General features: G+C 72.7%; 17 protein-coding genes, 2 pseudogenes and 1 riboswitch. Of the genes and pseudogenes, 10 read left to right on the top strand and 9 right to left on the bottom strand.

Annotation, left to right across the window (positions count from 1 at the left end; all coding sequences use genetic code 11):
• The 6 genes and pseudogenes from ACQKIP_RS15935 to ACQKIP_RS15910 all read right to left on the bottom strand — a co-directional run.
• Window positions 1-895: pseudogene (locus ACQKIP_RS15935) on the bottom strand (ECF transporter S component); the annotation flags it as partial.
• Window positions 892-2568 (bottom strand): ABC transporter ATP-binding protein, encoded by a 1677-nt coding sequence (locus ACQKIP_RS15930; RefSeq protein WP_365852345.1) that lies wholly within the window; start codon window positions 2566-2568, stop codon window positions 892-894. The gene ACQKIP_RS15930 and the pseudogene ACQKIP_RS15935, both read right to left, overlap by 4 nt.
• A complete protein-coding gene (locus tag ACQKIP_RS15925; RefSeq protein WP_365852347.1) occupies window positions 2565-3734 on the bottom strand; it encodes an energy-coupling factor transporter transmembrane component T in 1170 nt (389 codons plus the stop codon). The genes ACQKIP_RS15930 and ACQKIP_RS15925 overlap by 4 nt, the downstream gene beginning before the upstream one ends.
• An 8-nt stretch (window positions 3735-3742) precedes the next feature.
• The gene (locus tag ACQKIP_RS15920; protein WP_365852349.1) at window positions 3743-4423 is read right to left on the bottom strand and encodes an SCO2322 family protein; all 681 of its coding nucleotides are present in this window, start codon (window positions 4421-4423) and stop codon (window positions 3743-3745) included.
• A complete protein-coding gene (locus ACQKIP_RS15915) occupies window positions 4420-5640 on the bottom strand; it encodes a prenyltransferase/squalene oxidase repeat-containing protein (RefSeq protein WP_365852351.1) in 1221 nt (406 codons plus the stop codon). Before ACQKIP_RS15915 ends, ACQKIP_RS15920 begins: the two co-directional genes overlap by 4 nt.
• 147 nt (window positions 5641-5787) lie before the next feature.
• Window positions 5788-5856: riboswitch (cobalamin riboswitch) on the bottom strand.
• 102 nt (window positions 5857-5958) lie between these two features.
• On the bottom strand, window positions 5959-7008 hold the full coding sequence (locus ACQKIP_RS15910) for an MBL fold metallo-hydrolase (RefSeq protein WP_365852354.1): 1050 nt from the start codon (window positions 7006-7008) through the stop codon (window positions 5959-5961).
• A gap of 196 nt (window positions 7009-7204) precedes the next feature.
• On the opposite strand from ACQKIP_RS15910, the gene ACQKIP_RS15905 reads away from it, so the two are divergent.
• From ACQKIP_RS15905 to ACQKIP_RS15880, 6 genes are all read left to right on the top strand, one after another.
• Window positions 7205-8671 (top strand): aldehyde dehydrogenase, encoded by a 1467-nt coding sequence (locus tag ACQKIP_RS15905; protein ID WP_365852356.1) that lies wholly within the window; start codon window positions 7205-7207, stop codon window positions 8669-8671.
• Window positions 8671-8904, top strand: a complete 234-nt coding sequence (locus ACQKIP_RS15900) for a ferredoxin (RefSeq protein ID WP_365852358.1) — start codon at window positions 8671-8673, stop codon at window positions 8902-8904. Before ACQKIP_RS15905 ends, ACQKIP_RS15900 begins: the two co-directional genes overlap by 1 nt.
• A 227-nt stretch (window positions 8905-9131) precedes the next feature.
• Window positions 9132-11795, top strand: a complete 2664-nt coding sequence (gene lanKC, locus ACQKIP_RS15895) for a class III lanthionine synthetase LanKC (protein ID WP_365852360.1) — start codon at window positions 9132-9134, stop codon at window positions 11793-11795.
• Window positions 11796-11840: 45 nt separating this feature from the next.
• Window positions 11841-11966, top strand: coding sequence for a SapB/AmfS family lanthipeptide (locus ACQKIP_RS15890; protein ID WP_365852362.1), 126 nt, complete (start codon window positions 11841-11843; stop codon window positions 11964-11966).
• Window positions 11967-12171: 205 nt separating this feature from the next.
• A complete protein-coding gene (locus tag ACQKIP_RS15885) occupies window positions 12172-13917 on the top strand; it encodes an ABC transporter ATP-binding protein (protein WP_427743219.1) in 1746 nt (581 codons plus the stop codon).
• Window positions 13914-16001, top strand: a complete 2088-nt coding sequence (locus ACQKIP_RS15880) for an ABC transporter ATP-binding protein (protein WP_365852366.1) — start codon at window positions 13914-13916, stop codon at window positions 15999-16001. The genes ACQKIP_RS15885 and ACQKIP_RS15880 overlap by 4 nt, the downstream gene beginning before the upstream one ends.
• Here ACQKIP_RS15880 and ACQKIP_RS15875 read toward each other — a convergent pair.
• Both ACQKIP_RS15875 and ACQKIP_RS15870 read right to left on the bottom strand, forming a co-directional pair.
• Window positions 15915-16157, bottom strand: a pseudogene (locus tag ACQKIP_RS15875) (LuxR C-terminal-related transcriptional regulator); the annotation flags it as partial. The gene ACQKIP_RS15880 and the pseudogene ACQKIP_RS15875 overlap by 87 nt on opposite strands.
• A 484-nt stretch (window positions 16158-16641) precedes the next feature.
• Entirely contained in the window at window positions 16642-17277 is a 636-nt protein-coding gene (locus tag ACQKIP_RS15870) for a TetR family transcriptional regulator (protein WP_365852368.1), read from the bottom strand.
• 220 nt (window positions 17278-17497) lie between these two features.
• On the opposite strand from ACQKIP_RS15870, the gene ACQKIP_RS15865 reads away from it, so the two are divergent.
• From ACQKIP_RS15865 to ACQKIP_RS15855, 3 genes are read left to right on the top strand one after another with little or no spacing between them, the layout of a single operon-like run.
• Window positions 17498-18898 (top strand): glycosyltransferase family 4 protein, encoded by a 1401-nt coding sequence (locus ACQKIP_RS15865; RefSeq protein WP_365852370.1) that lies wholly within the window; start codon window positions 17498-17500, stop codon window positions 18896-18898.
• Window positions 18898-19641 (top strand): class I SAM-dependent methyltransferase, encoded by a 744-nt coding sequence (locus tag ACQKIP_RS15860; RefSeq protein WP_365817441.1) that lies wholly within the window; start codon window positions 18898-18900, stop codon window positions 19639-19641. Before ACQKIP_RS15865 ends, ACQKIP_RS15860 begins: the two co-directional genes overlap by 1 nt.
• A complete protein-coding gene (locus ACQKIP_RS15855; protein WP_365852372.1) occupies window positions 19638-20729 on the top strand; it encodes a prenyltransferase in 1092 nt (363 codons plus the stop codon). The genes ACQKIP_RS15860 and ACQKIP_RS15855 overlap by 4 nt, the downstream gene beginning before the upstream one ends.
• A gap of 43 nt (window positions 20730-20772) precedes the next feature.
• Here the strand turns inward: ACQKIP_RS15855 and ACQKIP_RS15850 are convergent, their stop codons facing one another.
• Window positions 20773-21063, bottom strand: a complete 291-nt coding sequence (locus tag ACQKIP_RS15850; protein ID WP_365852374.1) for a hypothetical protein — start codon at window positions 21061-21063, stop codon at window positions 20773-20775.
• 114 nt (window positions 21064-21177) lie between these two features.
• Here ACQKIP_RS15850 and ACQKIP_RS15845 point away from each other — a divergent pair, with 114 nt between their 5' ends.
• Window positions 21178-21732 carry a hypothetical protein gene (locus ACQKIP_RS15845; protein ID WP_365852376.1) on the top strand — a complete coding sequence of 185 codons (555 nt, stop codon included), beginning with the start codon at window positions 21178-21180 and terminating at the stop codon, window positions 21730-21732.
• The last annotated feature ends 89 nt before the right edge of the window (window positions 21733-21821 follow it).

Below are 21821 nucleotides of genomic sequence, written 5' to 3'. Positions count from 1 at the left end.
CCTTGGGCCCCTCGAATGTGACCTGCGCCTCGAAGGCGGCCCGGCGCGTGGCCCGGCGCAGCGCCTTCAGTACGGCGGGCCCGAGGGCGAGGCTCAGCAGGACGGTGACCACGGCGCGGGGGAGGTCCCAGCCCAGCGAGGTGGCCAGGCAGTACGCGATGAAGCGGCCGAGGTTGTCGCCGACCGGATCGCCGGGCACGAAGGAGACGCCGGTCGCGAGGCCGCCGAGGTAGGGCCAGCCCTGGAGATTCATGACGGTGCCGTACAGGACGGACGAGACCGCTCCATAGGCGGCGAGCAGCCACAGCTCGCGCCGGCCGCGAATGGGGCCTCCCCTGCTCGAGCGGAGCCGAGAGCTTGGGGAAGAGTCGGCGCCCGGCAGCAGCCCCGCGCCCATGCAGACCCACCCCATGGACAGCATCTGGAACGGCATCCACGGCCCGACGCCCCCGGTGAGCAGCGCCGAGGCGAACATCGACACGGCGCCGAGCACGAACCCGAAGCCGGGCCCGAGCACCCGGCCGCTGAGCACCATGAGGAAGAACATCGGCTCGATCCCGGCCGTCCCCGCGCCCAGCGGCCGCAGCGCGGCCCCGGCGGCGGCGAGCACCCCGAGCATCGCGATGGCCTTGGCGTCGAGCCCGACGTCGGCGATGGTTGCCACGGCGACGGCGAGCAGGAGCGGCAGCAGGGCCGCGAACAGCCAGGGCGCGTCCCCGGCGTGTGCGCTCAGTCCCGAGTCGCCGCCCGCGATGAGCGGCCACCCGAAGGCCACCACGCCGACCGCGCTGACCAGCGCGAGGGCGCCGACGGAGCGCGGGCCCAGGCGGATGGGCCGGGCCTGGCGGGTGGCGGTGGGGCGGGGAACGGCGGGGCGGGGAACGGCGGGGCTCACGCGGCACCGCCCCCGGCATCCAGCGCCTGCCGTACCTCGGTGACCGTCAGCCACTTCTGCGGGGCGAGGATCTTGGTGGTCTGCGGGGCGAAGGACGGGGACGAGACCACGATCTCCGGGGTCGGGCCGTCCGCGACGATCTCGCCGTCGGCGAGGATCGCCACCCGGTGGGCCAGTTCCGCCGCCAGTTCCACGTCGTGCGTGGCCAGGACGATCGCGTGGCCCTCGGCGGCAAGGCCGCGCAGGAGCGTGACCAGACGGGCCTTGGCCGCGTAGTCGAGGCCGCGGGTCGGCTCGTCCAGGAGAAGAAGGGGAGGGCGGGCCGTCAGGACGATCGCCAGGGCCAGGGTGAGGCGCTGGCCCTCCGAGAGGTCACGGGGGTGCGTGTCGTCCGTGATGCCGGGGAGCAGCTCCGACACCAGGGCGCGGCACGTGCCGGGGTCCGCCGCCGCGTCGTGGTCGGCCGCCGCGCACTCGGCGGCCACCGTGTCCGCGTAGAGGAGGTCACGCGGTTCCTGGGGGACCAGGCCCACGTGGCGGATCAGCTCGCGCGGGCCCGTTCGGTGCGGGACCGCGCCGCCGACGCGGACCGAGCCCGACGCCGGTTCGAGCAGGCCCACCAGTGTGGACAGAAGCGTGGACTTCCCGGCGCCGTTGCGGCCCATCAGGGCCACGGTCTCGCCCGCGCGGACGGTGAGGTCGACGCGGCGCAGGGCCTCCACGCGGCCCCGGCGCACGGCAAGGCCCGACACGCTCGCGGCGGCTGCTTCCGGGGCTGCCGCCTTCGTACGCCCGCGCAGAACGGACCGGCGCGTGGCCGGGGGTGCCTTGCTCGGCTCGGCTCCGGCGGGAGCCGCACCGGTCAGCCGCTCCCGCAGCGCCCCCGCCCTGCGCCGCGCGTCCCGCACCGTCAGCGGCAGCGGCGACCAGCCCGCGAGGCGGCCGAGGCCCACCACCGGCGGATAGACGGGCGAGACCGCCATCAGCGCGGCGGGATCACCGAGCACGGGAGCCTCGCCCGGCGCCGCGAGCAGCAGGACCTGGTCCGCGTACTGCACGACCCGCTCCAGGCGGTGCTCGGCCATCAGGACCGTCGTGCCCAGGTCGTGCACGAGGCGCTGGAGTACGGCGAGGACCTCCTCGGCGGCGGCCGGGTCGAGGGCCGACGTCGGTTCGTCGAGCACGAGCACCTCGGGGTGCGGCGTGAGCACCGAGCCGATGGCGACGCGCTGCTGCTGGCCGCCGGAGAGCGCGGTGATGGGCCGGTCGCGCAGATCGGCGAGGCCGAGCAGGTCAAGGGTCTCCTCGACCCGGCGGCGCATCACGTCGGGGGAGAGGCCCAGCGACTCCATGCCGTACGCGAGTTCGTCCTCGACCGTGTCCGTCACGAAGTGCGAGAGCGGATCCTGGCCCACCGTGCCGACCACGTCGGCGAGTTCGCGCGGCTTGTGGGTACGGGTGTCGCGCCCGGCCACCGTCACCCGGCCCCGCAGGGTGCCGCCGGTGAAGTGCGGCACGAGCCCGCTCACCGTGCCGAGCAGCGTCGACTTGCCGACCCCGGAAGGACCGACGAGGAGCACCAGTTCGCCCTCGGGCACGGCGAGATCGACCCCGCGCACGGTGGGCTCCGGGGCCCCTTCGTACGTCACGGAGACATCCTCGAAGCGGATCATGAGGGCTCCTCGGTACGCGTGCGGGAATGAGCGGGGGCGGCAAAATCGGCGGGCACCGGCGCCACGAAGGCGGGCAGCAGCCCGATGAGTACGGCGGCCGCGGGCCACAGCGGCAGCGTCGGCGCCGTCAGGGGGACGACTCCGGGGTGCAGGGCGGACGCGTCGTACGAGGCGGCCCAGATCATCAGGCCCGCGACCGCGACCCCCGACCCGGCGACGAGCCAGGCCCGCACTCCCCAGGGGTCGGGCCGGTAGCGGGTGCGCACGGAGCGCCGCCCGCCCAGGCGCAGTCCCGCGAGGGCGGCGAGCAGCCCGGCGGCAAGCACCGGCAGGCCGTAGCCCGTGCCGCCCGCGGTGAGCAGTCCGTACGTCCCCGCGCAGACGCCCATCAGGCCGCCGAGCGTCAGTACCGCCGTGGTCCTGCGCACCCCGGCGGGCACCGGCGCGCTGCGACCGAAGCCGCGCGCGTCCATCGCGGCGGCCAGCGCGACCGACCGCTCAAGGGCGCCCTCCAGGACGGGAAGGCCGACCTGGAGCAGCCCCCGGATGCCCTTGTCCGCCCGCCCCCGAAGGCGCCGCGCGGCCCGCAGACGCTGCACGTCCATGATCAGGTTCGGCGCGAACGTCATCGCGACGACGATGGCGACCCCCACCTCGTACAGCGCGCCCGGCAGCGACTTGAGCAGCCGGGCCGGACTGGCGAGGGCGTTGGCGGCGCCGACACAGATGAGGAGACCGGCGAGGCGCACCCCGTCGTAGAGCGCGAAGAGCAGCCCCTCGGCCGTCACCCGGCCGCCGATCCGCACGCCCTTTGCCCAGTCGGGCAGCGGCACTTCGGGGAGCGTCACGATGACGTGCGAACCGGGGATGGGGGAGCCGAGCACGACGGCGAAGACCAGCCGGATGCCGATCACGACCAGACCCAGCTTCACGAAGGCGCCGTACGACCGGGCCCACGGGGCGGACGTCCTGCGGGCCGCGACGACATAGCCCGCGACTCCGATGAGCAGGCCGAGCAGCAGGGGGTTGGTGGTGCGGGACGCCGCGACGCCGAGGCCGAGCGCCGACACCCACCAGGCGCCCGGATGCAGCGCGTTGCTCCGGTGCGCTTCGGGGGCCAGCCGCCGCCGCAGCGCACCGGGAGCGGTGCTCGGGTGATCGTTCATGGTGCGGGTCAGCCGCGTCGGCGGCGTGCCTGCCAGAGGGCTGCGGCACCGAGTACGGCGATGGCGGCGACGCCCGCGATCAGGCCGACTGAGGGACCGCCGGAGCCGCTCTCCTTGCCGTCGGCCTCGCTCGCGGTCGGCTTCTTCTCGGTCTTTCCGGTCTCTCCGCTGCCCGCGACCTGCTCGCCGCAGCCCGACTTCGGATAGTCGGCGATCGCGCACAGCAGGGCGTTGCTGTCGTAGCGCAGCGGCTCCGCGACCGCGGCGAGGGCGTCCGCGCTCGTCGCGTCGTCCGCGATCCGCGCGCAGGCGGTACGCGGCTTCGGCGGGGTCTCGCCTTCGGGGGCGTCACCCGGCGTGCCGAAGTCGATGACCAGGGCGATCCGCTTGCGGCCGTCCTCGGCGGGGGTCTTGGCGCAGATCGCGTCGAAGTCCGCGGCGCCGCGCGGCTTCGCGGCGTCCTTCGAGTCCTCGGACACGGAGAACCGGAAGCCCTGCACGGCCCCGTCGTCGGGGCGCGCGGTGCTCGGCCCCTGGCTCGCGTACGCCCACGAGGAGCCGTCCCGGTCCCAGAAGGACCAGTAGCGGTATCCGGCGGCATGGGCGGGGGCGGCGGCGAGGACGCCGAACAGGGCGGCGACGAGCGCCCCGGCCAGCAGGCGCCCGCACCGCACGCGGCCCCGCGTCACAGCTGCTGCTTCTTCTTGTTGCCGCTGTACAGGAAGCCGATACCGATACCGGCGACCATGCCGACGCCGATGATCCACCAGATGCTCACGCCGCTGCCGTCGTCGCCGTCCTTCTTCTCGTCGCCGGCCTTCTCGGCGGCCTGCGGGGCGGGACCCTGCGCGTTGAGCTGCTTGACCAGGTCCGCGCCGCCGAAGTCGCGCGGGTCCATGCCCGCAGCGTGGGCGGCGAAGATCAGCTGGGCATAGGCGGCGGGGCCGGACTTCTCGGCCCACTGCGCGGAGTTCTTCGACAGCCACTCGGCCGACTTCTTCGCCTGCTCCGGCTGGCCGGCCGCGGCGAGCGCGAGCACGGAGTCCGCGGTGTTGCCGAGGTCGGGCATGTTCTTGGCGCCGGGCAGCGAGGACATGAGGTGGTCGTCGCCCTTGGCGAGGGTCTTGAGGAGGTAGCCGGTGCCGTTCGCCGCGGCCTGCTCGGCGGTGTCGGCCTTCTCGCACTTCGGAGCGGCGGCCTCCTTCTTCGCCTCGTCCACGACCAGGCCCTTGCCGTGCCCGCCGAGAACACCGGCCGCCGTGGCGTCCGCGTTCGGCGCGAGCTTGCCGGTCTTGACGTCCGCGAGGCCGAAGGCGCCGCCGTCCTTGTCGCAGCTCATGGAGAGGGCGGGCAGCGCGTCGAACGCGGACTTGCCGTCCTGCGACTTCACCGACTGCGGCTTCTCGCCCGCACCGGTGAGGGCGCCGATCACGATGCCGGTGGAGTTGGCGTCGGAGTCCATGCCGGGGCTGTAGCCCCAGCCGCCGTCCTGGTTCTGGACCGACTTCAGCCAGTCGACGCTCTTCTTGACGGTCTTGTCCTGACCGCCGAGCGCGGTGAGTGCCTGTACGGCGGCGGCGGTCGAGTTGCTGTCGACCATCGTCTTGGCGTCGCACGGCTCGCCCGCGTCGGCCCGGTACGCGGCGAAGCCGCCGCTGGCGCAACTCTGCCCCGTGAGCCAGTCGACGGCCTTGGCGGCGGGCTTCACACCGGCCGAGTCCTGGGCGAGCAGGGCGTACGACTGCCGGAACACCCCGTCGAACTTGGGGTCGGCGTCGCCGTAGAGACCCGAGGGCAGCTTGGCGGAGGGCGACGGGGACGCGGTGTCCGCGAAGGCGGCCGGGGCGGCGGCCGAACCGAACACGGCGACGGCGGCCAGGACCGCTGCGCTGCGGCGAACGTTCATGATGCGGCGGGTGCCTCTCCCTGCGGGGAGCGGGGGCAGCACGGGCGCGTAGCTGGGCACGGGCACCGGGCGGCTCCGGCTCCGTATACCTCGACGGTGCCGGTCATCGGCGGTTCCGATGACGCGAGCCGGTCATGTTCCGTACCAGGCATTCCGGCTCACCGCGCGGGTGCGGCATACGGCTGCGGGTCAGCGCCGGATTCGCACCGGCTTCCCCCCGTACGGGCATGAGGACGACGGGCCCACTCTACCGGCCCGTAGGGGAGCGGGCCGGGCTGCCCGCCCCCGGCCGGAGGTCACACCGCCCCGCCCCGGAGGTCACACCGCCCGGTACCGCACCGGATCGTTGCCCACCGCCTCCGCGCGCCCCAGCTTCACCAGGCGCCGCACGTGCGCCTCGGCCTCGGAGACCGCGATGTTGCGCGAGCCGTAGCGGATCTGCTCCCAGGGGCGGTTCCACTCCATCCGCTCGGCGAGCTGCCAGGGGGTGAGGGGCTCGGCGAGGAGGGCGAGCAGGTCCGTCAGGCGCTCCTCGTGGTGGGCCAGGATCTCCCGGACGCGGGCCGGGGCGTCGGTGAACGCGTACTGGTGGGCGGGGAGCACCTCGGCGGCGCCCAGGCGGCCGATGCGCTCCAGGGAGTCGATGTAGTCGCCCAGGGGGTCGGTGACGGTGTCGTCGTCGGGGTCCTCGTACAGGCCGATGTGCGGAGTGATGCCGGGGAGCAGATGGTCGCCGGAGAACAGCCGCCCGTGCCCGGGCAGCCGCGCCGGGTGCTCCTCCTCCAGGTGCAGGCAGACGTGGCCCGGTGTGTGGCCGGGGGTCCAGATCGCGCGGAGCCTGCGCCCCGGCAGTCCGAGCAGCTCGCCCGGTGTGATGTCGCGGTCGGGGAGCGCGGCGGCCAGGCCCGGAAGCCGGGGCGCGCGGCCCGCGTCGCGGGCGGCGATCAGCGGTGTCAGATGGTCGGCGGGGGCTCCCGCGGCGGTCAGCTTCTCGACCATGTAGTCGAACCAGCGCGCGGGCGGACCGGTCCGCGTGCGGCGTACGACCGACGCGTCCGCCTCGTGCATCGCGATCCACGCGCCCGATGCCTCGCGGACCTTGGCCGACAGGCCGTGGTGGTCGGGGTGGTGGTGGGTGATGACGACGCCGTGCACCGCGTCGGCGGACGTGCCGCAGGCCGCGAGACCTTCGGCGAGCGCGTCCCAGGACGTCGGGTCGTCCCAGCCCGTGTCGATGAGGACGGGACCCGCGTCGGTGTCCAGGAGGTGGACGAGGGTGAAGCCCAGGGGGTTGTCGGGGATCGGGACCTTGATGCTCCACACGCCCCCGCCGTGCTCGGTCACCTGCGGTTCGGTCACCTGCGTCATCGGGCGCCCTCTTCTTCTCTCGGCTCTTCTCGCGACCGCAACTAGAACTAGTTCCAATGATCGCCCAAGTCGACCTTTTCGTCAGGCTACTTGAGTCTTGCCCTCCGTGGACTAGTGGAACTAGAACTGGTATCAGTTCTGAAACAGTGTCAGAAAGCGTGCCGCGCAGGCGGAATCCCGCAGGAGGCAGTCAGCCATGACCGAGATCGTGGAACACGGGCAGCTTTTCATCGGCGGGGAGCTGGTGGACCCCCTCGGCAAGGACGTCATCGAGGTGATCTCGCCGCACACCGGCCAGGTCTTCGCGCGCGTGCCGCACGCCGCGCCCGCCGACGTCGACCGGGCCGTCGCCACCGCGCGCAAGGCCTTCGACGACGGGCCCTGGCCCCGGATGACGCTCGACGAGCGGATGGAGGTCATCACCAAGATCAAGGACGCGTTCGCCGTACGGCACGAGGAGATCGCCCGCGTCATCAGCTCCGAGAACGGCACCCCGTACACCTCCAGCATCATGGTGCAGGCCCTCGCCGCGATGATGGTCTGGGACTCGGCGCTCACCGTCGCGCGGGGCTTCACCTACGAAGAGGAGCGCGACGGAGCGCTCGGCAAGATCCTCGTCCGGCGCGAGCCGGTCGGCGTCGTGGCGGCCGTCGTGCCCTGGAACGTCCCGCAGTTCACCGCGGCGGCCAAGCTCGCGCCCGCGCTGCTCGCCGGCTGCCCGGTGATCCTCAAGACCTCGCCCGAGGCGCCGCTCGACGCCTACATACTCGCCGAGATCGCCACCGAGGCCGGGCTGCCGCCGGGCGTGCTCTCGATCATCTCGGCCGACCGCGAGGTGAGCGAGTACCTCGTCGGGCACCCCGGCGTCGACAAGGTGTCCTTCACCGGGTCGGTCGGCGCGGGCAAGCGCGTCATGGAGGTCGCCGCCCGCAATCTCACCCGCGTGACCCTGGAGCTCGGCGGCAAGTCCGCCGCCGTGATCCTGCCGGACGCGGACGCGGCCTCCGCGGTGGCCGGCATCGTCCCCTTCGCCTGGATGATCAACGGCCAGGCGTGCGTGGCCCAGACCCGCATCCTCGTGCCCCGCTCCCGGCACGACGAGTTCGCCGAGGCCTTCGCCGCGGCGGCCGGCGCGCTCAAGGTCGGCGACCCGCTCGACCCGGCGACCGAACTCGGCCCGCTCGTCGCGCAGCGCCAGCAGCAGCGCTCCCTCGACTACATCCGCATCGGCCAGGAGGAAGGCGCCAAGATCCTTGCGGGCGGCGGCCGTCCGGCAGGGCTCGACGAGGGCTGGTACGTCGAGCCGACGCTCCTGGGCGGCGTGGACAACTCGATGCGCGTGGCCCGCGAGGAGATCTTCGGCCCGGTCATCTGCCTGCTCCCGTACGGCGACGAGAGCGAGGCAGTGAAGATCGCCAACGACTCCGACTACGGCCTCAGCGGCAGCGTCTGGACGGCGGACACGGAACGCGGCATCGACATCGCCCGGCAGGTGCGCACCGGAACGTACTCCGTGAACACCTTCAGCCTCGACATGCTCGGCCCGTTCGGCGGCTACAAGAACTCCGGCCTGGGCCGCGAGTTCGGGCCCGAGGGATACGGCGAGTACTTCGAGCACAAGATGATCCATCTCCCCGCCGGGTACGAAGGAGCGGGTGCCTGATGGGTGACCGCTGGCACGTCGAGGTGGACCGCTCCGTCTGCATCGGCTCCGGGATGTGCGTGAGCACGGCGCCGGGCGGGTTCTCGCTCGACTCCGCCCGCCAGTCGCACCCCGTGGAGTCCGAGACCGACGCCAACGAGAAGGTGCTCGAAGCGGCCGAGGGATGCCCGGTCGAGGCGATCACGATCACCCTGTCCGGCAGCGGGGAGGTCGTCTTTCCGCCGGAGGACTGAGCGGCCGGCGCGGGAGGACCGTGCGGGCCGGCACAAGCAGCGGGCTTTACTTCCGCGATGCCGTCCCCGCCGACTCGTATACATCCTGTACGTATTGTGTTCGATCGAACAGGTGCGAACAGGAATTGACCCATGCGTTCTGCATGCCTGATCGATGACATCCGTTACTGTCCGCCCCCTTTGCGGTCTGGAAATCTCAAGTCCAGACCACTTGGGGAGGGGATGGCGTGGACAAGCGGTACGAGGTCTACTGTCTGGCCGACAGGCACTTCTACGAGACTCCGGACCGTTTGTCCGCGGGCGGCGGCGCCCCCGTGTTCGGGACGGCGGAACGCCCCGTCCCGCAGGGATGGCGCTCGTCGCGACAGGGCGACTGGCTGACCCTCGTCCCCGTCGACGAGGACGGGCACGCGAGACCCGCGCCCCAGCAGGGCTGGAAGATCCACGTCTCCGCGACGCTGGAGAACGCCGACCGGATCGCCGCAGCGGTGTGGGACCACTGCGTGCCACGCTGTGTCCCCTTCAAGTTCATCGCGGGACGTCCCCTGCTGCACCTGCGAAACAGCAAGTACGCGGGACGCGACGGCAGCGGGAAGTTCGCCACGATCTACCCCGCCGACGAGCTTCAACTGCAGTCCCTGCTCGAAGAGCTGGGCCAGGTGCTCGCAGGGAACGAAGGCCCCTACATCCTCACCGACCTGCGCTGGCAGGAAGGCCCGCTGTACGTCAGGTACGGCGCCTTCACCCGCCGCATGTGCGTCGACGAGCGCGGCGGTCTCGTTCCCGCGATCGAGGACGACCGGGGCCGCCTCGTCCCCGACTCGCGCGACCCGGCCTTCCGGGTCCCCGGCTGGGTGACGCTGCCGCCGTTCCTCGAATCGCAGCTGGCGGCGCGCAACAACACGACGGTCACCGACCTGCCGTACCGCATGGAGAAGGCACTGCACTTCTCAAACGGCGGCGGGGTCTACGTGGGCACCGACACCAGGGACGACCGCAAGGTCGTCCTCAAGGAGGGCCGGCCGCACGCGGGCCTGGCATCCGACGGGGCCGACGCCGTGGCCCGCCTGGAGCGCGAGCGGGACGCGCTGGGGAAGCTGGCGGGCCTCGGCGTCGCGCCCGAAGTGCGGGACTGGTTCGAACTCGGCGGCCACCGCTTCCTCGTCATGGACTTCCTGGAGGGCCGCACCCTCAACTCCTTCTTCGCGGACCGGCATCCGCTGCTGGTCAGCGAGCCGGACCCGGAGGCGATCGCCGCGTACACGGCCTGGGCGCTGCGGATCCACCGCGCCGTCGAGGAAGCCGTCGCGGCCGTGCACGAGCGGGGGGTCGTCTTCAACGACCTCCACATGTTCAACATCATGGTCGCGCCCGACGAACAGTCCGTCTCCCTGCTCGACTTCGAGGCCGCGACGCGGGTGGGCGACGGCGGCAGGCAGGTCGTGGCCCACCCCGGGTTCATCGCGCCCGCCGACCGCCGGGGCGTCGACGTCGACCGCTACGCCCTCGCCTGTCTGCGCCTCGCCCTCTTCCTGCCGGTCACCACGCTGCTCGCCGTCGACCGGAGCAAGGCCGCGCACCTCGCGAAGGTGATCGCGACCGAGTTCCCCGACGTGCCGCGGGAGTTCCTCGCCGAAGCGGTGACGGAGATCGAGCGCGGCGGGCAGGACGTGACCGGCAGCGCGACCGGCAGTGCGCACGCCGCCGGGACGGCAGGGGCCGTCGGGACGACGGGGGCCGCCGCGCCGCTCGCCGACCTCGTCGATCTCGCCGACTGGCCCCGCAGCCGGGACTCCATGGTCAAGGCCATCCTCGCCTCCGCCACCCCGGAGCGCGACGACCGGCTCTTCCCCGGCGACATCGCGACGTTCGCCGACGGCGGCGGGCTCGGCCTCGCGCACGGCGCGGCCGGCGTCCTCTACGCCCTGGCCGAGAGCGGCGCCGAGCGCTACGAGGAGGGCGAGCGCTGGCTCCTGAAGCACACCGAATCCGCGCCGCCCGGCACCCCCCTCGGCCTGAACGACGGCCTCGCGGGCATCGCCCACGTACTCGAACGGCTCGGTCACCGCACCCGCGCGCTCGACCTGATGGAGAGCGTCCTCCAGGAGAACTGGCAGCGCCTGCCCTCCGATCTGAACGGCGGTCTCGCCGGACTCGGGCTCGCCCTCGACTCCCTCGCGCACAGCACCGGTGAGGAGGGGCTCGCGCAACACGCTCTGCGCGCCGCCGAGTTGATCGGCGAACGGCTCGCCGCCGGACCCCCGCCGAAGGGACGGCCACGAGCCGGTCTGCTGCACGGGGACACCGGCCCGGCCCTCCTGTTCCTGCGGCTCTACGAGAGGAACGGCGACTCCGCGCTCCTCGACCTGGCGGCACGCGCCCTGCGCGCGGATCTCGGCCGGTGCGTGGCACGGCCCGACGGCAGCCTCGGAGTGGACGAGGGGTGGCGCACGATGCCGTACCTCGGCGACGGCAGCGTCGGCATCGGCATGGTCCTCGACGACTACCTCGCGCACCGGGACGACGCCGGGTTCGAAGCGGTGCGGCCGGGCATCCTGACCACCGCGCGCTCACGCTTCTGCGTGCAGCCGGGCCTGTTCCAGGGGCGGGCCGGACTGCTCCTCCACGTCAACCGCAGCACCACGCCCGGCATCACGCCCGGGGAGGTCGCCGCGCAGATCGAGGGGCTCGGCTGGTTCGCGATGCCGTACGCGGGCCACCTCGCCTTCCCGGGGCACCAGATGCTCCGGCTCTCCATGGACCTGCACACCGGAACGGCGGGCTGCCTTCTCGCGCTCGCCGCCGCCCTGGGGGACGGCGGAGCACACGTCCCCTTCCTGCCGCCCTTGCTGCGGCCCCAGAGCCGGTCCCGCGAATCCGCGGGGTCGTGACACCGCCCATAAGGACAACAACGTCCCCAACTGAGAGGGAAGATCATGGCGCTTCTCGACCTGCAGAGCATGGAATCCGACGAGATGACCGGTGGCGGCCACGGTGGCGGCGGCAGCAACGCGAGCCTGCTGCTGTGCTGGAGCGACGCGAGCATCGTCCTCTGCCTCTGATGCCGGCCCGTGCCGTCTGAACGGCACGCCGTGAGGGACCGGGCGGTGCCTCTCCCCGAGGCACCGCCCGGATCCGTCGCCCTGCTGTGGACACCCGTCCGTCTCGGACGGGCGTCCACAGCAGGGCGCCAGTGCGCCCATGGACGTGCGTCCGCCACGGATGTCCGTCCGCCCCGGACGAGAGGACTGCGAGGACCCGGATCGCATGGCGACCACGACCACCCGTCCTCACCGGCCCCGACCCCGGCCCTGGCCCGCAGACGACGCCGGTCTGCTGAAGGCCGTGACCCGCCACAGCGCCGCCCGCTGCGCGGCCCTGGCGCTGTGCAGCGTCGCGGGCGCGGGCACCAGCCTCCTCCTGCCGTTCGCGATCGGCCGCGCCCTGGACGCCGTCCTCGCCGGGCACGCCGCGGGCCACGTCGGCGCCGACGCCCGCCGCTGGATCCTCCTGTGCACGGCACTCGTCGCCGCGAGCGCACTCCTGGACGCCTTCGACGGCGTCCTCACCGGAACCACCAACGCCCGTGCCACCGCCTGGCTGCGCGGCCGGGTCGGACGCCATGTACTGGCCGTCGGACCACGCGCCACCGCGCGCTTCGCCCCCGGTGACCTGGTGGCCCGTCTCGTCGACAACGCGGCCCACGCGGGCGTCGCTCCCGCCACACTCGCCGCGCTGCTCGCCGCCCTGGTGGCGCCCGTGGGCGCCGTGGCGGCCCTCGCCCTGATCGACGGCTGGCTCGCCGTGGTGTTCGTCGCGGGCGCGCCCGTGCTCGTGCTGCTCCTGCGGGCGTTCGTGCGGGTCTCGTCCGACTGCGTGGCCCGCTACCAGCAGGTCCAGGGGGATATCGCGGGCCGCCTCGGCGAAGCGATCGGCGGGGCCCGGACCGTCGCGGCCGCGCACACCGAGGACAAAGAGGCGGCGCGCGTCCTCGGGGCGCTGCCCGAACTCTCCCGGCAGGGACACCGCATGTGGCGGGTCCAGGGGCGCTCCCAGGCGCAGGCCGTCGCGGTCGCGCCGCTGCTGCAGATCGCGGTCATCGCGGTCGCGGGCCACCTCGTCGTCCAGCACCGCATCACCGTCGGCGAACTGCTGTCCGCCTCCCGGTACGCGGTGCTCGCCACCGGCATCGGGATGCTCGTCGGCCAGCTCGGCGGACTGGTACGGGCGAGGGCCGCGGCACGGCGCCTGGGGGAAGTGCTCGCGGAGCCGGCGACTTCGTACGGAGACAATGAACTGCCGCCCGGTGACGGCCTGTTGGAACTACGGGGGATCAAGGCGGCCCGTGGCGGACGTACCGTGCTCGACGGCGTCGACCTGACGGTGCCCGCAGGGGGCACCCTCGCCGTGGTCGGCCGCTCCGGCGCGGGCAAGTCGCGGCTCGCGGCCCTCGCGGGGCGGCTCGCCGACCCCGACGAAGGGGACGTACGCCTCGACGGCGTCCCTCTGCGTTCACTCCGCCCCGAGGAGCTGCGCCGCGAGATCGGCTACGCCTTCGAACGGCCCGCGCTGCTCGGCACGACCCTGGAGGACACGATCGGCTTCGGCGCCCCGCGCCCGCCGCGGGGCCGCGTCCGCGAGGCGGCCCGCGCCGCCCGCGCCGACACGTTCATCACCCGCCTCCCCGACGGCTACGCCACACCCTGCGCCGACGCGCCCCTCTCCGGCGGCGAGGCCCAACGCCTCGGCCTGGCGCGGGCGTTCGCGCGAGGCGGCCGGATCCTGATCCTTGACGACGCGATGTCGAGCCTGGACACGGTGACCGAACACCACATAGCCGAGGCCCTCCTCCACCACACCCCGCGCCGCAGCCGCCTGGTCATCGCCCACCGCGCGGCGACGGCGGCCCGCGCCGACGTGGTCGCCTGGCTGGACGACGGCCGGATCAGGGCGGTGGGGACCCACGCGGAGCTGTGGGAGAAGGCGGAGTACAGGGAGGTGTTCGGCGCGTGAGCCGTCCGGAGCTGTCCTCGCCCCCGCACGGCACCTACCGCCGGGGTGTCCGCTTTCTGTGGCGCAGGTGGCCGGTGTTGCTGCGGCTCGCGCTCTGGTCCGTGCTCGAAACGGGACAGACCTTCCTCACCGGGTACGCCCTCGCGCGCGCCCTGGACGACGGGTTCCTCGCGGGGCGCGCGGCGGTGGGGTTCGGGTGGCTCGGCGCGGCCGGGCTCGGCGTGGTCGTGGCCGCGTACGGCACGGGGCGGGTGTTCCGCGCGGTCGCCGATCTGGTGGAACCGCTGCGGGACACTCTGGTACGGCAGGTCGTCGGCCGGGGGCTGCGGGACGCGGACGGCGCCTCCGTCTCCCGGCTCACCCAGCAGGTGGAGATCGCCAGGGACACGTTCGCGGGCCTGGTACTCGTCTCCCGTTCCTTCGTCTTCACGGCGGCGGGCGCGCTGATCGGCCTGTTCTCGCTGGCCCCGCTGCTGCTCCTGGTGGTCGCGCCGCCGCTGCTCGCCGGTGTCGCCCTGTTCGCGGCGAGCCTGCGTCCGCTGGCCCGGCGCCAGGAGAGGTTCCTCGTGGCCGACGAGGCCATCGCCGCGCAACTGGGCGCCGTGGCACCGGGGCTGCGGGACATCACGGCCGCCGGCGCCGAGCGGGACGTCGCCGGGGACCTGGACCGGGCCGTCGCCGCCGAGTACGCGGCGTCAGGCGCCCTGGCCCGCTGGGGCGTCCTGCGCACGGCGGCCCTCGTGACCGGCGGCCAGCTCCCGCTCGTCCTGCTCCTGGTCACGGCACCCTGGCTCCTGGACCGCGGAGTGACACCGGGCGCCCTGGTCGGTGCGATCGCCTACGTCACCCAGGCCCTGCTCCCGGCCCTGAACAACCTGATCCACGGCCTGGGCACCAGCGGCTCCCGCCTGGCCATCGTCCTGCGCCGCCTGACATGGGCCCCGCCGGCGGCGGCCCCCGACGGGGTCGTGGACGGCGGTGCGGGTGCCGACCCGGGCGCGGCGGGCGCGGACCACGCCCGGTCCGTGCCGACCAGCCGACCGGCTCCCGGGGCCCGGACCGCTCCGGGCGGGCTCCCGGCACCCGCGGACGGCGGCGGTGCGGGTGCCGGTGCAGGCACGGCCTCGGATGACGGGTGGCACCTGCGAGGAGACAGGTGCGCTCCCATGGCCCCCGCGGGCTCACCAGGGCTCCCCGCCCCCGCCCTCCAGCTCTCCTCCGTCACCTTCGCCTACGGGCCCCTCGCCGAGCCCGTCGTGCGGGAGCTTTCGCTCACCGTCCCGCGGGGCGGGCACCTGGCGGTGGTCGGGCCCAGCGGGATCGGGAAGTCGACGCTGGTCGGTCTTGTCGCCGGGATGCTCGAGCCCGGGAGCGGGGCCGTGCGCGTGGACGGGCAGGGCGTAAGGGGGCCGGAGGCCGTGGGGCGGCGGGTGCTGATACCGCAGGAGGCCTACGTCTTCGGCGGGACCGTACGGGAGAACCTGGCCTATCTGCGGGCGGACGCCGTCGGGGACGCCGAGCTGCTCGCCGCCGCCGGGGCCGTCGGGCTCGGCGGGGTGATCGAGCGGCTCGGCGGGCTCGACGCCCCGGTGGACCCCGCCGCGCTCTCCGCGGGCGAGCGCCAGCTCGTCGCGCTGACCCGCGCCCACGTCTCGCACGCGCCCCTCGCCCTGCTCGACGAGGCCACCTGCCACCTCGACCCGGTGGCGGAGGCCCGCGCCGAGCGGGCGTTCGCGGCGCGGCCCTGCGGCACCCTCGTGGTGATCGCCCACCGCATCAGCTCGGCCCGCCGCGCCGACCGCATCCTGGTGATGGACGGGACGCACACGCTGTGCGGCAGCCATGCGGAGCTGCTGCACGGCTCGTCCCTCTACCGCGAACTCTGCGGCAGCTGGGGCCCGGTGAACGGGACGTCACACCCAGCCCTCCACCCGCGAGATCCGTATGGCGTCGATCCTGTTGCGGGCCCCGGTCTTGCGGGTGATCGCGGCCATGTAGTTGCGCACCGTCCCGTTGGTCAGATGCAGGCGGTTCGCGATCTCGGCGACGGGAGCACCCCCGGCGGCGAGCGCGAGCACCAGTAACTCGCGGTGTGTCAGCGGCATCTGAGATGCCTTCAGGAAGCCGAAGCCGAGGGACTCGTCCACGAACCGACCCCCGGCCGCCACCTGCCTGATCCCCGCGAGCAGCCGGTCCGGCGGACTCGCCTTGTCGACGTAGCCGAGGGCGCCGGCCTCCATGCAGCGCCGCAGCAGCCCCGGCCGGCTGCCGGACGCCATGACGAGCAGCGGGGTGCCGAGACCGCCGGTCACCGGATGGGACTGCTCCCCGAACTCGGCTGACGCGTACGTCGAGTCGCCTTCGGGGTCGACCACGCAGACGTCGGGCCGCACCGCACCGGTACGGTCACGGGCGTCGCGCCACGGCGTATGGAACACCTCCAGGTCCGGTTCACGGGCAAGGCGTTCGGCCAGAGCCGAGCGCAGCAGACAGGCGTCGTGCACGAGAAGAACCCGGATCACGTTCCGATCCTCCAGCTGTCCGCTTTTGGTCCGATGGCTTCGTACAGCACGTAGACCATTCATAGCGGCGCCGACCGCCGAAGCGGACGCGGAGAATTGGCCAAGCGGGACCAGAGGAGGCTCAGGGGCGCAAATGACAGGCGGGTGTGCGCCCCCCGTGCAACTGTTCAGAGCTTGCGTTCGAGTGGCTGCGGGCGCCCCGCTACGCGCTCTCGGGAGACGTCAGGTCGATCAGCCGGCACACCATCTCGATGTCGATCTTGACCTGTGCGATCGACGCCCGCCCCGAGAGCCAGGTGATCAGCGCGGAGTGCCAGGTGTGCTCGATGACCCGGACCGCCGAGAGCTGCTCGGGGGTCGGTGCGTCCGCCAGGCCCATCGCGTCCAGGATGATCGCCGTGGTCAGCCGCGAGACCGTGTCGACCTCGGGGCTCACGGAGCGGTCGGCGAAGGTCAGCGCCCTGACCATGGCATCTGCCAGATGCGGCTCGCGCTGGAGGGCACGGAAGGCCCGCATCAGCGTCTCGGCGCACCGCTCGGCGGGCGTCTCGCCGGCGGGCGGACGTTTGCGGATCGTCGTGTGCATGTGCTGCAACTGGTCCTGCATGGTGGCGACCAGGAGATGCACCTTGGAGGGGAAGTAGCGGTACAGCGTGCCGAGCGCGACGCTCGACGACTCGGCGACCTCGCGCATCTGCACAGCGTCGAACCCGCCGCGGCTCGCGAGCTGGGCGCTGGCGTGCAGGATACGGCGCCGGCGCGCCTCCTGCCGTTCGGTCAGGGGCGGCGACGCCGGATCAGCTGCTGCGACTTCCGCTGCCTTGGCTTCCGATGTCATAGGTCCCGTAGTCCGTCGTCCCGGTCCGGATATGTGGTGGGCCAGCATGGCAGGGCACCCGCCGTGGCGCGAATCACCTGATCCGGGCCTTACGGCGCGGCTACCTGCCGGTAGATTCAGACCTCGTTCAGCGATCATTCAACGATCAAGTCTGAAACTTGTTCTAGATTACCGTCCCGGCGTAACCTCGCGGACAACCGCAAGCAGAAGGGGGCCGAGAGTGACCGCTGAGGCCATGGAGGCGGGCCCCCGGACGGGCCCGCAGGGCTCCGATGGTGACCGACCGTTGCGCATCGCTCTCCTCACGTACAAAGGGAACCCGTTCTGCGGGGGGCAAGGCGTCTACGTACGTCACCTCTCACGCGAACTGGCCCGCCTGGGGCACAGCGTCGAAGTGATCGGCGCGCAGCCCTACCCCGTCCTCGACGAGGGGCTAGAGGGCCTCCGGCTCACCGAGCTGCCGAGCCTGGACCTCTACCGCTCGCCCGACCCGTTCCGCACGCCCAAGCGCGGCGAGTACCGCGACTGGGTCGACGCCCTCGAAGTGGCGACGATGTGGACCGGCGGCTTCCCCGAGCCCGCGACGTTCAGCCTGCGTGCCCGCCGCCATCTGCGCGCCAGGCGCGGCGAGTTCGACGTCGTGCATGACAACCAGACGCTCGGTTACGGACTGTTGGGCGACATCGGCGCCCCGCTCGTCTCGACGATCCACCACCCCATCACCGTGGACCGCCGCCTCGACCTCGACGCGGCGCCCGACTGGCGCCGCCGCATGTCGGTCCGCCGCTGGTACGCGTTCACGCGCATGCAAAAGCGCGTCGCCCGCAGGCTGCCCTCCGTCCTTACCGTCTCCGGCACGTCACGCCAGGAGATCATCGACCACCTCGGGGTACGCGACGACCGCATCAGCGTCGTGCACATCGGCGCCGACACCGACCTCTTCTCGCCGGACCCTTCGGTCGCCGAGGTGCCGGGCCGCATCGTCACGACGTCCAGCGCGGACGTCCCCCTCAAGGGGCTCGTGTACCTCGTCGAGGCGCTCGCCAAGGTCCGTGCCGAGAACCCCGCCGCGCATCTCGTCGTCGTCGGCAAGCGCGCCGAGGACGGCCCCGTCGCGCAGGCCATCGAGAAGTACGGCCTCGCGGACGCCGTCGAGTTCGTCAAGGGCATCACCGACGAAGAGCTGGTGGACCTGGTCCGCTCGGCCGAAGTCGCCTGTGTGCCGTCGCTCTACGAGGGCTTCTCGCTCCCCGCGGCCGAGGCGATGGCGACGGGAACGCCGCTGCTCGCGACGACCGGCGGCGCGATCCCGGAGGTCGCGGGCCCCGACGGCGAGACGTGCCTCGCCGTGCCGCCGGCCGACCCCGGAGCGCTCGCCGCGGGCCTCGGCCGCCTGCTCGGCGACCGCGATCTGCGGGTACGCCTCGGCGCGGCGGGACGCGAGCGGGTCCTCGCCAAATTCACCTGGGCCCGGGCCGCCCGGGGCACCGCAGAGCTGTACCGCGCGGCGATCGCCGTCCCCCACGCTCGAACCAACTCGCGCGGGGGGACCCCCATCGCGGCCCCGCAATCCGGCCGCCGCCCGGCCACCACCCCGACGTACTCCGGGAGCCATCGCTGATGCTGACCGTCGACTTCACCCGCTTCCCGCTCGCCGCGGGCGATCGCGTCCTGGACCTGGGCTGCGGCGCGGGCCGGCATGCCTTCGAGTGTTACCGGCGGGGGGCTCAGGTGGTGGCCCTCGACCAGAACGCCGAGGAGATCCGCGAGGTCGCCAAATGGTTCGCCGCGATGAAGGAGGCGGGCGAGGCACCGGCGGGCGCGACCGCCACGGCGATGGAGGGCGACGCGCTCAACCTCCCCTTCCCCGACGCCTCATTCGACGTCGTGATCATCTCCGAGGTGATGGAGCACATCCCCGACGACAAGGGCGTGCTCGCGGAAATGGTCCGCGTCCTCAAGCCCGGCGGCCGCATCGCGGTCACCGTCCCGCGCTACGGCCCCGAGAAGATCTGCTGGGCCCTGTCGGACGCGTACCACGAGGTCGAGGGCGGTCACATCCGCATCTACAAGGCGGACGAACTGCTCGGCAGGATGCGCGAGGCGGGCCTGAAGCCGTACGGCACGCACCACGCGCACGCCCTGCACGCGCCGTACTGGTGGCTCAAGTGCGCGTTCGGCGTGGACAACGACAAGGCGCTGCCGGTGCGGGCGTACCACAAGCTCCTGGTCTGGGACATCATGAAGAAGCCGCTGGCGACGAAGGTGGCGGAACAGCTGCTCAACCCGGTCGTGGGCAAGAGTTTCGTGGCGTACGCGACGAAGCCGCACCTGCCGAAGGCCGACGCGAAGACCGACGCGTGACGAGCCCGGAGCGGACGGAACACCTGGTCCTGCCGGGCGTCCTGACGGCGGATCAGGCCACCCGGACGGTCCGCGGGATTCTGGCGGTCCAGCGCGAGGACGGTGCGATCCCGTGGTTCCGCGGCCATCACCTCGACCCCTGGGACCACACCGAGGCCGCCATGGCCCTGGACGCGGCGGGCGAGCACGCGGCGGCGGGCCGCGCCTACGACTGGCTCGCGCGGCACCAGAACCCGGACGGGTCCTGGTACGCGGCGTACGCCGACGGCGACCCGCACGACGTCACGGACCGGGGCCGCGAGACGAACTTCTGCGCGTACATCGCGGTGGGCGTCTGGCACCACTATCTCTCGACGGGCGACGACACGTTCCTGGACCGCCTGTGGCCGACGGTGGTGGGGGCGGTGGAGTTCGTCCTCGCCCTCCAGCAGCCAGGCGGCCAGATCGGCTGGAAGCGCGAGCCGGACGGTGAGATGGTCGGCGACGCGCTCCTGACGGGCAGTTCGTCGATCTACCAGGCGCTGCGGTGCGCCCTGGCGATCGCCGAGCAGCGCGAAGAGCCGCAGCCGGACTGGGAATTGGCCACGGGCGCCCTCGCCCACGCCATCCGCAGCCATCCCGAACGGTTCCTGGACAAGGACCGCTACTCGATGGACTGGTACTACCCGGTCCTCGGCGGCGCGTTGACGGGTGCGGAGGCAAAGTCGCGCATGAAGGAGGGCTGGGACCGCTTCGTGGTGCCGGACCTCGGCGTGCGCTGCGTCATCCCCAACAACTGGGTGACGGGCGGCGAAAGCGCCGAACTTGCCCTGTCCCTCTGGGTTCTGGGCGAATCCGACCGCGCCCTGGAGATCCTCCAGTCGATCCAGCACCTGCGCGACCCGGAGACCGGCCTCTACTGGACGGGCTACGTCTTCGACGACAAGGCGATCTGGCCCGAGGAGCTCACCACCTGGACGGCGGGCTCCCTGCTGCTCGCCGTGGCGGCACTCGGCGGCGACGAGGCCACCTGCGCGGTGTTCTCGGGAGAACGCCTGCCGGTGGGCCTCGCGCCGGAGTGCTGCGGCTCCGCCACCGGGGGGCAGTAGCGGAGCCGCAGAGTATCGCTGCCGGGGGTAGCAGCGGTACCGGTCAGTAGCGGCGCAGCCGTCCCGCGACGGCGTGGCCGACGAAGACGTACACCAGGGCCGCGAGGCCGTAGCCGCAGACGACCCGTGCCCACGCTTCGTCGAACGTGAACAGGTCATGTGACCAGCCGGCGAGCCAGCGTGCCACGTCGTGGATGAATTGGACGAGGTCGTTGGCGCGGTTCGCGTCCAACAGATACATGAGGATCCACAGGCCGAGGATGATGGCCATCACGTCCGCGACGATGACGATGACCCTCGCTGCGGTGCTGCCACGTGCTTGTCGGGTGGACATGACACCCGTGTACCTGGAAAGGCCCGGTTGAAACCCGTACGGGCTCACCCGGGTGGCAGGTCCCGCCGGCCGGGGTGAGGCTGCCAGGAGAACTGTCCACTCCTGGAGGTCCCCGTGTCGTTGTCCGCTGCGGCCGTACGCCGGTCACTCGTCGCCCCTGTGCTGTGCGGCGCCCTGCTCGCGGGTACGACCGCGTGCAGCGGCAACGACGACGCCGACGCGGCGCCGTCCTCGCCGTCGCCCTCCAGCTCCGCCCAGAAGCAGAAGTTCGCGAAGACCCGGTTCGTCGCGAACGCGGGGATCGCCGCCGGGGCGACGTACCAGTGGATCGTGAAGCCCTTCAAGGCCGGGAAATTCAAGAAGGGCGCCGACGGGCGGAAGTTCGCCCTCATCAAGGCGGGCCTCGCGGGGACGCTCGCCTACAACCGCCTGAAGGCGGCAACGAAGAACGCGAAGGGCGACCCGACGCTCTCCAAGGCGGTGGCGCCGCTGACGGCGGGGATCGACTCGCTGAAGGACCTCCCGAAGAAGCTGCGGAAGGGCGACTCGACGGACTCCGTCGTGAACTCCTTCGACGACATCATCAACAAGGTGAAGGACGCGGGGAAGGGAGCGGGGGCGGAGGTCAAGGACAAGGTGCCGTCGGCGGGAGAGCTGGCCAAGGGGTGATTCTGGCGCGGGGGCCCGGCCTTTGGCCTTGGGCGCCGTGAATCACCGGCTCCGCCGAGTTCGTCCTCAATCGCCGGACGGGCTGGAAC

It is taken from the genome of Streptomyces sp. NPDC059900 (assembly GCF_050270335.1).
Classification (GTDB): domain Bacteria; phylum Actinomycetota; class Actinomycetes; order Streptomycetales; family Streptomycetaceae; genus Streptomyces.
This window is presented reverse-complemented; position numbering and strand designations above follow the sequence as displayed.

Coding starts and splice junctions, on each gene's coding strand:
- ACQKIP_RS15890 (WP_365852362.1), top strand. CDS start 11,841: ATGGCGCTTCTCGACCTGCAGAGCATGGAATCCGACGAGATGACCGGT.
- ACQKIP_RS15925 (WP_365852347.1), bottom strand. CDS start 3,734: ATGAACGATCACCCGAGCACCGCTCCCGGTGCGCTGCGGCGGCGGCTG.
- ACQKIP_RS15905 (WP_365852356.1), top strand. CDS start 7,205: ATGACCGAGATCGTGGAACACGGGCAGCTTTTCATCGGCGGGGAGCTG.
- ACQKIP_RS15915 (WP_365852351.1), bottom strand. CDS start 5,640: ATGAACGTTCGCCGCAGCGCAGCGGTCCTGGCCGCCGTCGCCGTGTTC.
- ACQKIP_RS15900 (WP_365852358.1), top strand. CDS start 8,671: ATGGGTGACCGCTGGCACGTCGAGGTGGACCGCTCCGTCTGCATCGGC.
- ACQKIP_RS15870 (WP_365852368.1), bottom strand. CDS start 17,277: ATGACATCGGAAGCCAAGGCAGCGGAAGTCGCAGCAGCTGATCCGGCG.
- ACQKIP_RS15860 (WP_365817441.1), top strand. CDS start 18,898: ATGCTGACCGTCGACTTCACCCGCTTCCCGCTCGCCGCGGGCGATCGC.
- ACQKIP_RS15850 (WP_365852374.1), bottom strand. CDS start 21,063: ATGTCCACCCGACAAGCACGTGGCAGCACCGCAGCGAGGGTCATCGTC.
- ACQKIP_RS15930 (WP_365852345.1), bottom strand. CDS start 2,568: ATGATCCGCTTCGAGGATGTCTCCGTGACGTACGAAGGGGCCCCGGAG.
- ACQKIP_RS15885 (WP_427743219.1), top strand. CDS start 12,172: ATGGCGACCACGACCACCCGTCCTCACCGGCCCCGACCCCGGCCCTGG.
- ACQKIP_RS15910 (WP_365852354.1), bottom strand. CDS start 7,008: ATGACGCAGGTGACCGAACCGCAGGTGACCGAGCACGGCGGGGGCGTG.